12 protein-coding genes, 1 tRNA gene and 1 riboswitch are annotated in these 13,480 nt (G+C 63.0%); of the genes, 9 read left to right on the forward strand and 4 right to left on the reverse strand.

Annotated features, from left to right (window positions below):
- Nucleotides 1-84: 84 nt before the first annotated feature.
- Nucleotides 85-996, reverse strand: a complete 912-nt coding sequence (locus tag ACESYO_RS15830) for a magnesium transporter CorA family protein (RefSeq protein ID WP_373210806.1) — start codon at nt 994-996, stop codon at nt 85-87.
- Nucleotides 997-1,145: 149 nt separating this feature from the next.
- On the opposite strand from ACESYO_RS15830, the gene ACESYO_RS15835 reads away from it, so the two are divergent.
- Both ACESYO_RS15835 and ACESYO_RS15840 read left to right on the forward strand, forming a co-directional pair.
- Nucleotides 1,146-2,225: a M24 family metallopeptidase gene (locus ACESYO_RS15835; protein WP_058964232.1), complete on the forward strand. Its 1,080-nt coding sequence runs from the start codon at nt 1,146-1,148 to the stop codon at nt 2,223-2,225.
- A 101-nt stretch (nt 2,226-2,326) separates the two neighbouring features.
- Nucleotides 2,327-2,416 (forward strand) — tRNA-Ser (locus ACESYO_RS15840).
- A gap of 51 nt (nt 2,417-2,467) precedes the next feature.
- Here the strand turns inward: ACESYO_RS15840 and ACESYO_RS15845 are convergent.
- Together ACESYO_RS15845 and ACESYO_RS15850 are read right to left on the reverse strand one after the other, a co-directional pair.
- Nucleotides 2,468-3,172 carry a DUF6320 domain-containing protein gene (locus ACESYO_RS15845; RefSeq protein ID WP_373210804.1) on the reverse strand — a complete coding sequence of 235 codons (705 nt, stop codon included), beginning with the start codon at nt 3,170-3,172 and terminating at the stop codon, nt 2,468-2,470.
- Between the two features lie 7 nt (nt 3,173-3,179).
- Nucleotides 3,180-4,460 carry a hypothetical protein gene (locus ACESYO_RS15850; RefSeq protein ID WP_283129581.1) on the reverse strand — a complete coding sequence of 427 codons (1,281 nt, stop codon included), beginning with the start codon at nt 4,458-4,460 and terminating at the stop codon, nt 3,180-3,182.
- A 158-nt stretch (nt 4,461-4,618) separates the two neighbouring features.
- Between ACESYO_RS15850 and ACESYO_RS15855 the strand changes: the two genes are divergently transcribed.
- From ACESYO_RS15855 to ACESYO_RS15865, 3 genes are read left to right on the forward strand one after another with little or no spacing between them, the layout of a single operon-like run.
- Nucleotides 4,619-5,566 (forward strand): alpha/beta hydrolase, encoded by a 948-nt coding sequence (locus ACESYO_RS15855; protein WP_058963996.1) that lies wholly within the window; start codon nt 4,619-4,621, stop codon nt 5,564-5,566.
- A gap of 32 nt (nt 5,567-5,598) precedes the next feature.
- Complete coding sequence (locus ACESYO_RS15860; RefSeq protein ID WP_373210802.1) at nt 5,599-6,399, forward strand: MBL fold metallo-hydrolase; 801 nt, start codon at nt 5,599-5,601, stop codon at nt 6,397-6,399.
- Between the two features lie 52 nt (nt 6,400-6,451).
- Nucleotides 6,452-6,763, forward strand: a complete 312-nt coding sequence (locus ACESYO_RS15865) for a hypothetical protein (RefSeq protein ID WP_276872354.1) — start codon at nt 6,452-6,454, stop codon at nt 6,761-6,763.
- Nucleotides 6,764-6,820: 57 nt separating this feature from the next.
- Here ACESYO_RS15865 and ACESYO_RS15870 read toward each other — a convergent pair whose 3' ends face one another.
- Nucleotides 6,821-7,300, reverse strand: a complete 480-nt coding sequence (locus ACESYO_RS15870) for a YbaK/EbsC family protein (RefSeq protein ID WP_276872353.1) — start codon at nt 7,298-7,300, stop codon at nt 6,821-6,823.
- Nucleotides 7,301-7,460: 160 nt separating this feature from the next.
- Here ACESYO_RS15870 and ACESYO_RS15875 point away from each other — a divergent pair, with 160 nt between their 5' ends.
- The 4 genes from ACESYO_RS15875 (at nt 7,461) to ACESYO_RS15890 (ending at nt 13,281) form a co-directional block, all read left to right on the forward strand.
- On the forward strand, nt 7,461-9,383 hold the full coding sequence (locus ACESYO_RS15875) for an NAD(+) synthase (protein WP_373210799.1): 1,923 nt from the start codon (nt 7,461-7,463) through the stop codon (nt 9,381-9,383).
- Nucleotides 9,384-9,409: 26 nt separating this feature from the next.
- Nucleotides 9,410-10,453, forward strand: coding sequence for a M42 family metallopeptidase (locus tag ACESYO_RS15880; protein ID WP_373210797.1), 1,044 nt, complete (start codon nt 9,410-9,412; stop codon nt 10,451-10,453).
- A gap of 89 nt (nt 10,454-10,542) precedes the next feature.
- Nucleotides 10,543-10,719: riboswitch (Lysine riboswitch) on the forward strand.
- A gap of 149 nt (nt 10,720-10,868) precedes the next feature.
- Nucleotides 10,869-12,512 (forward strand): ABC transporter substrate-binding protein/permease, encoded by a 1,644-nt coding sequence (locus ACESYO_RS15885; RefSeq protein ID WP_373210795.1) that lies wholly within the window; start codon nt 10,869-10,871, stop codon nt 12,510-12,512.
- 19 nt (nt 12,513-12,531) lie between these two features.
- Nucleotides 12,532-13,281 (forward strand): amino acid ABC transporter ATP-binding protein, encoded by a 750-nt coding sequence (locus ACESYO_RS15890; RefSeq protein WP_346672263.1) that lies wholly within the window; start codon nt 12,532-12,534, stop codon nt 13,279-13,281.
- The last annotated feature ends 199 nt before the right edge of the window (nt 13,282-13,480 follow it).

The following is a 13,480-nucleotide window of genomic DNA, read 5'->3' on the forward strand; positions in this document are numbered from 1 at the left end:
AAAAAGTCTCTTCCGATCCTGCTTTTCACAAAAAGTGGGGGCTGTTGCTCAACTTCCGTTTTGCAACAGCCCCTTTTTTGTATATCACCAGAAATTTTTCCGGCGGAAGTACCAGATGCTGCCCAGCAGAATTCCGGCGCTGACCAGAATCACCGCCGGATAGCCGTAGGCCCATTGCAGCTCCGGCATGTGGGCGAAGTTCATGCCGTACCAGCCGGCAATCAGCGAAAGGGGCAGGCAGAGGGTGGTCACCACCGTGAGCACCTTCATGATCCGGTTCTGCCCGATGTCGATCTGGGCCTGGTATTCGCTGGCGATCTGGCTGGCGTATTCCCGCAGCATCTGGCTTTCCGCCCGCAGGCTTTCCACCCGGCGGCCGAAGTGGCCCATGCGCTGGGCGCTTTCCGGCCCCAGCAGATCCTCGGCGCTTTCCAAGAGGGTGTCTGCCAGATCGTTCAGCTGAGCGTAGAACCGGTTGCACCGGTTCAGCTCCTTGCGCAGCGCACTTATCCGGTGGATGAATCGGTCGGTGCGGCCGGCCAGAATCTCCTGCTCCAGCTGGGCGGCCCGTTCCTCCAGCTGCTGGATGTAGGGCAGGCCGTCCTGAATCAGGGCGGTGAGCAGATCCACCAGAAAATCCCCCGCGCCGCCCTGATCGTGGGGGCGCATGGCCAGCACCTGCGCCAGCAGGGCTGCGCCGGTTTCCTGCGGGGCAACAAGCAGCACGTTGGAGCCCTGCCACACAAAGGCAAGGCTTTTGGCCGGCTGTTTGGCTCGGGCGGGAATGTGCAGTGCGCCCAGAATGCGCCCGGCGTCAAATTCCACCCGGCAGTAGTGCAGCTGATCCGGCCGGGCCAGATGGGCAGGGGGCTTCAGTGCGTCGGGTATGGCTTCGGCGGCGGCTTCGTCCGGCGTGAGCACCGCCAGCACCCGGTCCCACGCGGCGGGCGGCGCGGGCAGAAGGGTCAGTGGGGCGGACAGTTGATAATAAGGCATAACACAGCGCCTCCTTTGCCGCCTATTATAGCACAGCGCGCCCGGCAGGGCAAAGAGCGGCGTTGACAGCGGCCCGCCCGGTGATTATCATGGAGATAATGATCCAATGGCGGCAAACGCACCGCCGCACAGGCAAGGAGGAAAAAACCATGGAAGAGGTTTGGAAGGCCCGCCGGGAGCGGGTGCTGGGCGCGATGGAAGCCCAGGGACTGGAGCAGATGATCGTGAGTGACCCCAAGAGCGTCTGGTATCTGACCGGGGTGGACGTGGAGCCCTTTGAGCGGCTGTTCGCGCTGTATCTGCGCAAGGAGGGCAGCGTGCTGTTTTTGAACCGGCTGTTCCATGTGCCGAATCCCCCCTGCGAGGCGGTGTGGATGACCGACACCGACGACGGCGTGGGCATGATCGCCGCCCGGGTGGACAAAACAAAGCCCCTGGGCATTGACAAGGAATGGCCCGCCCGGTTCCTGCTGCCCCTGATGGCCGCCTGCCCGGGCATGGAGTGCCGCCTTGCCTCGGACTGCGTGGACGACGCCCGCGCCCGCAAGGACGAGGCCGAGCGGGAGCTGATGCGGATGAACTCCCGCCTGAACGACGAGGTGATGCGCCGCACCGTGGCCTTTTTGAAGGAGGGCATGACCGAAAAGGAGGGCGAAGCCTTCGTTCTGGCCCAGTATAAGGAGCTGGGCTGTGAGGACGTGTCCTTTGCACCCATCGTCTCCTTCGGGGCCAACGCGGCGGACCCCCACCACATGCCGGACGACACCCGCCTGAAGGCCGGGGACTGCATTGTGATCGACATCGGCGGCCGCAAGCAGCGCTACTGCTCGGACATGACCCGCACTTACTTCTGCAAGCAGGCGGACCCGAAGTATGCCGCCATCCATGATCTGGTGCGCCGGGCAAACGAAGCCGCCGAGGCGCTGGTGAAGCCGGGCGTAAAGCTGAGCGAGCTGGACGCCGCCGCCCGCAACCTGATCGCCGCCGAAGGCTACGGCGAATACTTCACCCACCGGCTGGGCCATTTCATCGGCCAGACCGACCACGAGCAGGGCGACGTGAGCAGCGCAAGCCCGCTGGTGGCCGAGGAGGGGATGATCTTCTCCATCGAGCCGGGCGTCTACCTGCCGGGCGAATTCGGCGTGCGGGTGGAGGATCTGGTGCTGGTGACCGCCGACGGCTGCGAGGTGCTCAACCAGGTGGACAAGCACTGGAGCCTGATCGGCTGACCCTGAACCGGAACGGAACGCGAAAAAATCCCGGCGGCGCGCAAATTTCAAATTGACGCGCCGCCGGGATTTTGCTATAATAGACGATGCAAATCCAATCTGGAGAGTTGTCCGAGTGGTCGAAGGTGCGAAACTCGAAATTTCGTGTCGGGTAAAACCGACCTAGGGTTCGAATCCCTAACTCTCCGCCAAAAAGCCCGCAGGAAGTTTCCTGCGGGCTTTTCCCTTTTTTATCGGAATTTTTAAAAATGGAACCGGCGGCGCACTTCGCTGCGCAGGCCGGGGCGCAGGCGCACCACCAGCAGCGGGGCGATCAGGGCGAGGCAGGCGCCGAAGGAAATCAACGACCAGAAGGGCCGGTAGCTGCCCGAGACGGTGAAGTCGATGAAGAATTCCAGCACCAGCAAAAACAGCCCGATGCACAGAATCACCGCCATGAAGGCGCTGAGCAGCGAGGGCTTTTTGCGGAACACCGCGCACAGGGCAAGCGAAAGGCCGCACAGCGCGGCAGTCACCGGCAGCGCAAGGCTCCAGTACCAGCCAAGGCCCCCGGTGAGCAGGGCAATCAGCAACAGATACAGCGCCAGCGCCGCCCCGTCGATGGCAAGCCGCGCCCACACCGGCAGGCGGCGGGCCAGCAGATGGGGCACGCTCCAGCACCAGAGCAGGGCAGCGGCCCCGGCCACATAGGCGGACCAGGGAATGCCCAGGCCCACCAGAATCAGGTTCAGCAGCACGCAGAACACCGAGGCGGACAAAAGCACCGCCGTCACCGCCACCGCCAGCTCTCGCCGGTCGATGGGGGCCACCTCCTGCCGGATGGCCGGGAAGGGCGGCGGACTGGTGCGGTCCACCGGCTGGTTCGGGTTATATACAGGCGTGCCGCACAGGGGGCAGCGCCCGGCGGTGGAATCCAGCTCCACCCCGCATTGCACACAATAAGACATGGCTTGTTTACTCCTTTCGGTTGGAGATGACCTTCACATGGATGCCCTCCCGCACCAGATGGCGGAAGAACTCCCGCTCCATATCGGTATCCTTCACGATGCCCGCGAAGGTGATGGTCAATGTGTCGCCGTAGCTGATGCAGGCGCAGTTGGAGCGGGCGGTGTAGGACTGGCCCAGAATCATCTCCATGCGCTCGATGTGCTCCTCCATGGCGGCGGGCACCTTGAATACGCCGGGATTGGTGAGGGTGGTGGAATAGGGCCGGTTGCCGATGAGCCGGTAGCTCAAATCCAGCGCCAGATTCTTGATGGGCGAGGGTACCAGCTGAAGCAGCAGATTGTTCTGCAGCGCCACGTTGCCGGCGATGGTGGCCTGCATCTCCACCCGGTTGATGTGCAGCCGCATGTGGTGATGCACCTGAGAAACGATTTCCGGGAAGGTGTAGTCGCCCAGTTCCGGGTCGATGGCCGGGCGCACCGTGAGGATGAAGTTGCGCAGGGTGGGTGAGGGAAAGTGGGGCCGCAGGTTGATGGGCACTGCCAGCGCCACCTGCTTTTCCTTGCGGCGGCCCTCCCGGCGCTGGCGGATCTGGATGGATTCCAGCAGCACCGCCGCCAGATACTCGGTGATGGAGGCCCCGTAACCCTTGGCCACCGCCTTGAGCTGGGCCACCGACACAAGGCCCATGGTCACGTTCAGGGTGTAGAAGGGCTCCTTTTCCCCCAGGCAGGCGTAGGCGGGGGGCTCCCGCATGCCCAGGCACTTGCGGGCGTGGCCGTAGCGGGAATAGGCGTCCTCCTGCTCGGCCGCATCGGGCGGGGCGGTCACGTCCAGCACGCCTCCCTCGTTGGGAATGTCATGCCCGCACAGCCGCAGATACACCGCCAGCAGGGTGCGGAAGAAGGTCAGCGCGCCGGAGCCGTCCGCCAGCGCGTGGAACACCTCCATGGAGATGCGCCGCTCGTAGTAGAAAAAGCGGATCAGCCAGTCCTCGCCCTTGCGAAAGCGCACCGGCTGGCAGGGGTTGGCGATGTCCGGCTGAACGAAGGGGCCGGGGGCATGGTTGGGCTCGAAATAATACCAGAACACCCCCTGCTTGATGCGCACCGCAAAGCCGGGGAAACGGGGCAGGGTGGTGTCCACCGCCTGCTGCAGCAGCACCGGGTCCACCGGCTGGCGCATCAGGGCCGAAAACCGGTAGACGGCGGAATAGTCCTCCCGCTGCAGGGCGGAATACATCAGGGCGGCATTGTCCAGCCGGGACCAGCCGCCGGAAAGGGAAGGCATGGCATTCACCTCCGAAAAAACTGGAATGATTTCCCTTATTTTACCACGTTTTGGGCAAAGTGGCTGTAAAATTCTCAGAATGTCCATCAAAAGCTGCCGGGGTATGGTACAATAAAAGAAAGGCCGGTAAAAACGATCCCGGCCGGAAAAGAGAACCTATGCTGAAAATCAATCGACCCGACGCGGAGCAGAGCGCTCTGTCGCTGGAAAAACGTTTTGAAACCACCCTGACCGCGGCCTTAAAGGCCATCCATTCCGCCACCTCGCCGGATTCCACCACCCCGGAGGATCTGGAGCGGCAGCGCAAGGGGCAGGAGCTGCTGGGCCGCATGGTCACCCCCATGCTGGGCATGCGCTGGGAGCCCTTTGAAATCGGCGGCATGCCCGCCGCATGGGTACGCCCCGAGCAGGGGGAAAACCCCCGCAAAATCGTGCTGTACTGCCACGGCGGCGGCTACACCACCGGCAATCTGGGCTACGCCCGGCCGCTGGCGGCAAAGCTGGCCCAGGGCACCGGCTGCCCGGTGCTGGCCTTCGAGTACCGGCTGGCCCCGGAGCACCCCTACCCGGCGGCGCTGAAGGACGCGGAAAAGGCCTGGAACTACCTGATGCATCAGGGCTGGGGCGCGGCGGATGTGGTGCTGGCGGGCGATTCCGCCGGCGGCAACATGGCGCTGGAGCTGGTGATGCGGCTGCGGGCCGAGGGCCGCAGGCTGCCGGGCCAGCTGGTGCTGTTCTCACCCTGGACGGACATGACCGCCACCAGCGAGACCTATGAAACCCGGGGCGAGACCGACCCCATGCTCACCAAAAACTACATCTGCGCGGTGCGGCAGGCCTACGCCCCCGGGGCGGACTGGTCCAAGTGGGAATATTCGCCCCTGTACGGCGATTTTACCGCCTTTCCGCCCACGCTGATTCAGGTGGGCGACAACGAGATTCTTCTGGAGGATTCGCTGGGCCTGCGCCGTGCCATGCAGGAGCAGGGCGTTCTGTGCCGGCTGGAGCAGTGGCCGGGCATGTGGCATGTATTTCAGATGTTCCCCATCAAGAAGGCGGCGGAAGCCATGGACAGCGCCTGCCGCTTCATCCGGGAAGGAAAATAAAATAACAGGCATACGAGGAGAGGGAAAGACCAATGGAAAAGATCACTGTTCTGGGCACCGGCTACGCCATGGCCCTGCGCTGCTACAACACCTGTTTCGCCCTGCATCAGGGCGACGACGTGCTGCTGGTGGACGCGGGCGGCGGCAACGGCATTCTGGTGCAGCTGCAGAAGGCGGGCATCGACCCGGCATCCATCCACAATCTGATTGTGACCCACGCCCACACCGACCACATTCTGGGCGTGGTGTGGGTGATCCGCAAGATCGCCACCCTGATGCTGGACGGCAAATATGAGGGCCAGTTCCACGTCTGGTGCCACAAGGGCCTGCCCGAGACCATCGAGACGCTGGTACGGCTGACGGTGCAGGGCAAATTTGCAAAGCTGATCGGCGACCGGATTCTGCTGCACGGTGTGGCGGACGGCGAGCAGGCGGAGCTTCTGGGCCACACCGTGACCTTCTTCGACATCCACTCCACCAAGATGGAGCAGTACGGCTTCACCGCCGAGAAGGACGGCAAAAAGCTCACCTGCCTGGGCGACGAGCCCTATAACCCCCTGTGCGAGGGCTATGTGAAGGGCAGCGACTGGCTGCTGTGCGAGGCGTTCTGCCTGTACGGCGACCGGGAGAAGTTCAAGCCCTACGAAAAGCACCACAGCACCGTGAAGGAAGCCTGCGAGCTGGCCGCCCAGCTGGAGGTGCCCCATCTGGTGCTCTGGCACACCGAGGACAAAACCTACGAGAACCGCCAGCGGCTGTACACCGCCGAGGGCAAAGAGTACTATCAGGGCGATCTGCATGTGCCTTATGATCTGGACGTGATCGCGCTGTAACCGAAAAACGGCGCGAAGCAATAACGAAGCAAGCGAAAGGCAGGGATCGAGTATGAGCGATCTGGAACAGAAATTCTTGCAGGAGGTCACCGACAAGACGGCTGAGGCCAAGCTGGTCTGCGGCTGGGATGGGGCGCACTTTCTGGCGTTTCTGCAAAAGCGGGGCCCGGCGCGGGCCATGGCCGAGCAGGCACGCCGGGGCGCGGTGAGCGAAGCCTTTGACCGGCTGGCCGCCAAGGGCCGGCTGGACCTGTCGCCCGAAGCGGTGGCGTCCCAAAACGACTACGCCGACCTGTTCGACGACGAAGCGGTGAACTTCTTTTTGGAGGTGCTCTGCGAAAAGGGCTACTTCACCGCCGGCTGATTTGATACACGCAAAAAGGCTCCCCGACCGGGGAGCCTTTTTGCTGCTTCGATTTGGTTATTCCTCTGGCCGCCAGCCCTTGCACACGTCCACCCAGCCGGATGCGCCGCTGGCTTTTTCCAGCTCGGCCAGATTCAGCTCCACCGCGCTGGCCGCGGTGCCTGCCGCCGGATAGACCACATCGAACCGGCGCAGGGATTCGTCCAGATACACGGTCACGCCGGGCTTTGTGCCAAAGGGGCACACGCCGCCCACCCCGTGGCCGATCAGCTCCTCCACCTGATCGGCGGGAATCATCTTTGCCTTGGTGCCGAACCGGGCCTTGTAGCGGGGGTTATCCACCTTGGCGTCCCCCGCTGCCAGAATCAGAATAGGCTTGTCCTCCACCAGAAAGGAAAGACTCTTGGCAATGCGGGCGGGCTCGCAGCCCACGGCAACCGCCGCCAGCTCCACCGTGGCGCTGGACACCGAAAATTCCCGGATGCGCCCTTCAAGCCCGAATTGTTCCAGATGCGCTCTGGCTGCTTCCATCGACATGTTCCCATCGCTCCTTTGCTTGCTTTTGCAGGTTAGTGAAATAAAGTATAGCACAAACGCAGCCAAAAGGCGAGAGGGTTCATGCGTTCAAAACAGAACAAAAGTGTGCTATACTTACAAAAGAGTTTTGAAACAAACGGGATGAGGAGAGGATCATACCATGCGATACGGGTTTGTGAAAACCGCCTGCGCCACGCCGGACATCCGGGTGGCGGACTGCACTTACAATGCCGCCCAGACCATCCATGCGGTGGAAGAGGCCGCCGAACAGGGTGTGGAGGTACTGTGCCTGCCGGAGCTTGGCCTGACCGGCTACACCTGTGAGGATCTGTTTTTTCAGCCGGTGCTCCAGCAGGGCGCACTGGACGCACTGGACACCGTGCTGAAGGCCACCGCCCGCACCTCGGTGGTATTTGTGGCGGGCCTGCCGCTGGCGGTGCGGGGCAAGCTGTACAACTGCGCCGCCGTCTGCCAGAGCGGGCGGCTGTTGGGCCTTGTGCCCAAGACCCATCTGCCCAGCTACAATGAGTTCTACGAGGGCCGCCGGTTCACCGCCGCCCCCGCCGGCAATTTCACGCTGGAAGTGCTGGGCCAGACCGTGCCCTTCGGCACAAAGCTGCTGTTCTGCCACCCCAGCGCGGACTGCTTTAAAATCGCGGTGGAAATCTGCGAGGACGTGTGGGCGCCGCTGCCCCCCAGCGTGGGCCACGCCATGGCCGGCGCGACCCTGATCCTGAATCTTTCCGCCAGCGACGAGGTGGTGGGCAAGGCGGAGTACCGCCGTCAGTTGATCGCGGGCCAGTCCGCCCGGCTGCTGTGCGGCTATCTGTACGCAGACGCGGGCCGGGGCGAATCCACCACCGATCTGGTGTTCGCCGGGCACGATCTGATCTGTGAAAACGGGGCCATTCTGGCTCAGACCGAGCTGTTCGGCAGCGGCATGATCGTCAGCGAGGTGGATCTGGAGAAGCTGGCGGGCGAGCGGCTGAAAAACACCAGCTTTGCCGCAGTGAACGACGAGGGCTACACCACGGTGCAGCTGGCAGACACCTGTGCTGACTGGCAGCCGGTGCGCCCGGTGGACCCGGCGCCCTTTGTGCCCGCGGGCGAGAGCGAACGCATGCGCCGCTGCGAGGCCATTCTGGAGATGCAGGCCCAGGGCCTGCGCAAGCGGATGGAGCACACCCGCGCCGCCACCGCGGTGATCGGCATCTCCGGCGGGCTGGACAGCACTCTTGCTCTGCTGGTGGTGACCCGTGCCTTCCGGCTGATGAACAAGCCCCTGAAGGATGTGGTGGCGGTGACCATGCCCTGCTTCGGCACCACCAAGCGCACCAAATCCAACGCGGAAAAGCTGTGTGAGGCGCTGGGCGTGAGCCTGCGTCAGGTGAACATTGCGGACACGGTGCGCAGCAACTTTGCGGACATCGGCCACGACGAGTCGGTGCTGGATGTGACCTACGAAAACACCCAGGCCCGGGTGCGCACGCTGGTTTTGATGAATCTGGCCAACCGGCTGGGCGGCCTTGTGATCGGCACCGGCGATCTGAGCGAGCTGGCGCTGGGCTGGGCCACCTACAACGGTGACCACATGAGCATGTACGGCGTGAACGGCTCGGTGCCCAAAACGCTGGTGCGGCACATTGTGACCACCGTGACGGCCAACAGCGAGCCCGCCCTGCGGGAGGTCCTGCAGGACATTCTGGACACCCCGGTCAGCCCCGAGCTGCTGCCCGCCAAGGAGAACGGCGAAATTGCCCAGCAGACCGAGGCCATCGTGGGCCCCTACGAGCTGCACGACTTCTTCCTCTATTACGCCATTCGCTGGGGTTTTGCGCCCAAAAAGATCTTCTGGCTGGCCCGGCGGGCCTTTGCCGGGGTCTATGAGGACGCGGTGCTGGTGCAGTGGCTGCGCAACTTCTACCGGCGCTTCTTCGCCCAGCAGTTCAAGCGCAGCTGCCTGCCGGACGGCCCCAAGGTGGGCACCGTGACCCTGTCGCCCCGGGGCGACTGGCGGATGCCCAGCGACGCCTGCGCCACCCTCTGGCTGGCTCAGGTGGAGGAGCTGGAACAGAATCTGTAAGTAAATTCATCGGGAGGGAAAATGAAATGAACGATCAGGAATACATGCTGCAGCAGGTGAAGGCGGTGCTGGCCATCGACAGCCCCAGCGGCTTCACCAGAAACGCGGTGGATTATCTGGTAAAGGAATACAGGGCACTGGGCTATGAGCCTCAGGTTACCCGCAAGGGCGGCGTGCTGGTGCAGCTGAGCGCGGGCGACGGCTCCATGCCCGGCGACGGCATTTTGCAGGAGGCCCATCTGGATACCCTGGGCGCCATGGTGTGCGGTGTAAAGGGCAACGGCCGGCTGCGGCTGACGGCGCTGGGCGGCATGAACCCCAACAACGCCGAGACCGAGAACGTGCGCATCTACACCCGGGAGGGCAAGGTCTACACCGGCGTGTGCCAGCTCACCGACGCTTCGGTGCATGTGAACGGCGACTACTCCAAGACCGAGCGCAGCTGGGACACCATGGAGGTGCTGCTGGACGAGATGGTCTTTTCCGAGGCCGAGGTTCACGCACTGGGCATCGAAAACGGCGATATTGTCTGCTTTGACCCCCGCACCACCGTCACAGAAAGCGGCTACATCAAGAGCCGTTTTCTGGATGACAAGCTGAGCGTGGCCATCCTGCTGGGCTATGCCCGGGCTTTGAAGGAAAGCGGCAGGACCACCCGGCGGGCGGTGTGGCAGCACATCACCGTGTTTGAGGAGGTGGGCCACGGCGGCTCCGCCTCGGTGCCGGAGGGTGTGGGCGAAGCCATCAGCGTGGACATGGGCTGCGTGGGCGAGGGCCTTGCCTGCAAGGAGCATCAGGTATCCATCTGCGCCAAGGACAGCGGCGGCCCCTACCACTACGACGTGGTGAGCGGTCTGGTGGCGGCGGCCAAGGCCGCCGGCGTGGACTACGCGGTGGACGTGTATCCCCACTACGGCTCGGACGTGGAAGCCACCCTGCGGGCGGGCGCGGATGTGCGCCACGGCCTGATCGGCGCGGGCGTGTACGCCTCCCACGGCTACGAGCGCAGCCATGTGAAGGGCATGATGGCCACCTTCCGGCTGCTGAATGCCTACATCGAAACGGTTTAAAGCCGGATTTGGTTACAAAAAAGGACAGGCTTTCCCCAATTGCTTGACAAGCGGTGGAAAATAGAGTAATATGACAACTAAATTCATATCGCTGTGATAGAGGCGCGGTGTTCAAGAGTAGCACGCGGCATTCGGGGCAGACCCCCGCCGCTGCAAAAGGGAACATCGCCGAAGGAAGCGAACCCGGTCTGGGGGGCGCTTGCCTGGGCCGGCGGAGAAGATCCGCCGGACTGTCACGAATTTTTTCGTGAAGCGCTATCCAAGGGAAACCGAAGGGGCGGCCCGGCCGGGGCTGCCTGCAACGCGCCGCGTTCGTTCGCGGGGCGCACAGAGACTTCCGCGGGGCTGCTTTTCGAAAGGAAAGCAGCCCCGTTTTTTTGCGTGGCGGGCAGCGGTAAAAAAGAGGAGGAGCAACATGAAAAAAATCGCAAGCCTTATGTTGGCACTGCTGCTTTGCACCGGAATTTTGAGCGGTCTCACCGCCGTTTCGGCCGAGGGCAGCGTGCTGGATGACAACACCCTGACCGTGGCCATGGAGTGCGCCTACGCCCCCTACAACTGGACCCAGCCGGATTCTTCCAACGGCGCGGTGCCCATCAAGGACAGCGCCGACTACGCCAACGGCTACGACGTGATGATGGCCAAGAAGATCGCTGACGCTCTGGGCATGGAGCTGGAGATCGTGCGGCTGGACTGGGATTCGCTGGTGCCCGCCGTGCAGAGCGGCACCGTGGACTGCGTGATTGCGGGCCAGTCCATCACCAGCGAGCGGCTGGAGTCGGTGGACTTCACCGCCCCCTACTTCTATGCTTCCATCGTGGGCCTGACCCGCACCGACAGCCCCTATGCCCAGGCGCAGGGCCTGAGTGATCTGGCGGGCGCCACCGCCACCAGCCAGCTGGGCACCATCTGGTACGACGGCTGTCTGCCCCAGATTCCGGACGCCACCATCCTCACCCCCCAGGAATCCGCCCCCGCCATGCTGATGGCGCTGGAGACCGGCCGGGTAAATCTGGTGGTCACCGACATCCCCACCGCCAAGGCGGCCCTGAATGCCTACAGCGACTTTGTGCTGCTGGATTTCAACGACAGCGAGGATAACTTCGTGGTCTCCAGCGAGGACGTGAACATCGGCATCTCGGTGCAGAAGGGCAACACCGAACTGAAGGACGCCATCAACGGCGTGCTGGCCACCATGACCGAGGACGACTACAATGCCATGATGGACGAGGCCATTTCCATCCAGCCGCTGAGCGACGGCCTGCCCGAAGGCTTCTTCGCCCAGATCGGCTATCTGCTGAAGAACTACGGCACCAGCTACCTGAAGGGCGCGGGCATCACCGTGGTGATTGCGGTGATCTGCACCGCCATCGGCTGCGTAATCGGCCTTGGCTGCGGCATCGTGCAGACCATCCCGGTGGAAAAGCGGGACGGCATGGGCAAGAAGATCCTGCTGGGCGCGGCCCGCGCTGTGCTGCGGGTGTATGTGGAGGTGTTCCGTGGCACCCCCATGATTCTGCAGGCGGTGCTCATCTTCTACGGCGCGGCCTTCCTGTTCGGCTGGAATCTGGACATGTGGACCGCTGCGCTGGTGATCGTGTCGGTGAACACCGGCGCTTACATGGCGGAATCGGTGCGCGGCGGCATCCTGTCCATCCCGGTGGGCCAGACCGAGGGCGCCAAGGCCATTGGCCTGACCCATGTGCAGACCATGACCAGCATTATCCTGCCCCAGGCGCTGCGCAACATCATGCCCCAGATCGGCAACAACCTGATCATCAACATCAAGGATACCTCGGTGCTGTTCATCATCGGCGTGGCCGAGCTGTTCAGCATCCACAAGGGTGTGGTGGGCGCCACCTACGCCTACTTCCCCTCGGCGGTGATCGAGATGGCCATCTATCTGGTGATGACTCTGGTCTGCTCGGCCATTCTGCGCTGGGTGGAAAAGCGGATGGATGGCGAATCCAGCTACGAGCTGGTGAAGCAGACCGGCGGCCTGAACGCCCCTCCCTATGTGGAGCACGGCAAGCCGCGCACCGCCAATCTGGATCTGTGAGAAAAGGGGGACGAGCAAGATGAATACCACCCAGAACGGCGCCATCGTAGAGGTACGCCACCTGAATAAATCCTTCGGCCCGCGGGAAATTCTGCGGGACATCAACTTCACCGTCTGCAAGGGCGACGTGACCACCATCATCGGTCCCTCCGGCAGCGGCAAGTCCACCCTTCTGCGCTGTTTGAACCTGCTGGAGACGCCCTCCGGCGGCGAGATTCTGTTCCACGGGCAGAACATCAGCGAAAACGGCAACATTCCCGCCTACCGCACCAAGGTGGGCATGGTGTTCCAGTCCTTCAACCTGTTCTCCAACCTGACCGTGCTGGAAAACTGCATGCTGGGCCAGCGCAAGGCCCTGAAGCGCAGCAGGGACGAGGCGGAGAAGAAGGCACTGTTCTATCTGGAAAAGGTGGGCATGGCCGAGTATGTGAACGCAAAGCCCAGCCAGCTTTCCGGCGGCCAGCAGCAGCGTGTGGCCATCGCCCGGGCGCTGGCCATGGAGCCGGAGCTGCTGCTCTTCGACGAGCCCACCAGCGCCCTTGACCCGGAGATGGTGGGCGAGGTGCTGACCGTGATGCAGAAGCTGGCTGCCGAGGGCATGACCATGATCGTGGTCACCCACGAGATGGCCTTCGCCCGGGACGTGAGCAACCATGTGGTGTTCATGGCCGACGGCGTGATCTGCGAAGAGGGCGAGCCGCACCAGCTGTTCGAGAACCCCAAGAGCGAGCGCACCGCGGAATTTCTGGCCCGCTTCCGGCAGGGCTGAGCCTCAAGCAGAAAACAAAACAAGCAAAAAAGGCATCGGGAAAATTCCCGATGCCTCAGCCTGTAGAAAAACCTGCTTTGGCAATCAGGCCAGAGCAGGTTTTCTGTTTGAAAACAAGAAGGCAGGTGGAAAAAGCAGTGAAATGTCAGGCGCATTTTCGCGCAATCTGGACCGTTTGCCGCCATCCGGTGCCGGATGG

Source organism: Allofournierella massiliensis, from assembly GCF_964241245.1.
Lineage (GTDB): Bacteria > Bacillota > Clostridia > Oscillospirales > Ruminococcaceae > Allofournierella > Allofournierella massiliensis.

What these genes read in the sequence shown, in the direction of transcription:
- ACESYO_RS15830 (WP_373210806.1), bottom strand. Translation starts at nt 996, where the DNA reads ATGCCTTATTATCAACTGTCCGCCCCACTGACCCTTCTGCCCGCGCCG.
- ACESYO_RS15835 (WP_058964232.1), top strand. Translation starts at nt 1,146, where the DNA reads ATGGAAGAGGTTTGGAAGGCCCGCCGGGAGCGGGTGCTGGGCGCGATG.
- ACESYO_RS15845 (WP_373210804.1), bottom strand. Translation starts at nt 3,172, where the DNA reads ATGTCTTATTGTGTGCAATGCGGGGTGGAGCTGGATTCCACCGCCGGG.
- ACESYO_RS15850 (WP_283129581.1), bottom strand. Translation starts at nt 4,460, where the DNA reads ATGCCTTCCCTTTCCGGCGGCTGGTCCCGGCTGGACAATGCCGCCCTG.
- ACESYO_RS15855 (WP_058963996.1), top strand. Translation starts at nt 4,619, where the DNA reads ATGCTGAAAATCAATCGACCCGACGCGGAGCAGAGCGCTCTGTCGCTG.
- ACESYO_RS15860 (WP_373210802.1), top strand. Translation starts at nt 5,599, where the DNA reads ATGGAAAAGATCACTGTTCTGGGCACCGGCTACGCCATGGCCCTGCGC.
- ACESYO_RS15865 (WP_276872354.1), top strand. Translation starts at nt 6,452, where the DNA reads ATGAGCGATCTGGAACAGAAATTCTTGCAGGAGGTCACCGACAAGACG.
- ACESYO_RS15870 (WP_276872353.1), bottom strand. Translation starts at nt 7,300, where the DNA reads ATGTCGATGGAAGCAGCCAGAGCGCATCTGGAACAATTCGGGCTTGAA.
- ACESYO_RS15875 (WP_373210799.1), top strand. Translation starts at nt 7,461, where the DNA reads ATGCGATACGGGTTTGTGAAAACCGCCTGCGCCACGCCGGACATCCGG.
- ACESYO_RS15880 (WP_373210797.1), top strand. Translation starts at nt 9,410, where the DNA reads ATGAACGATCAGGAATACATGCTGCAGCAGGTGAAGGCGGTGCTGGCC.
- ACESYO_RS15885 (WP_373210795.1), top strand. Translation starts at nt 10,869, where the DNA reads ATGAAAAAAATCGCAAGCCTTATGTTGGCACTGCTGCTTTGCACCGGA.
- ACESYO_RS15890 (WP_346672263.1), top strand. Translation starts at nt 12,532, where the DNA reads ATGAATACCACCCAGAACGGCGCCATCGTAGAGGTACGCCACCTGAAT.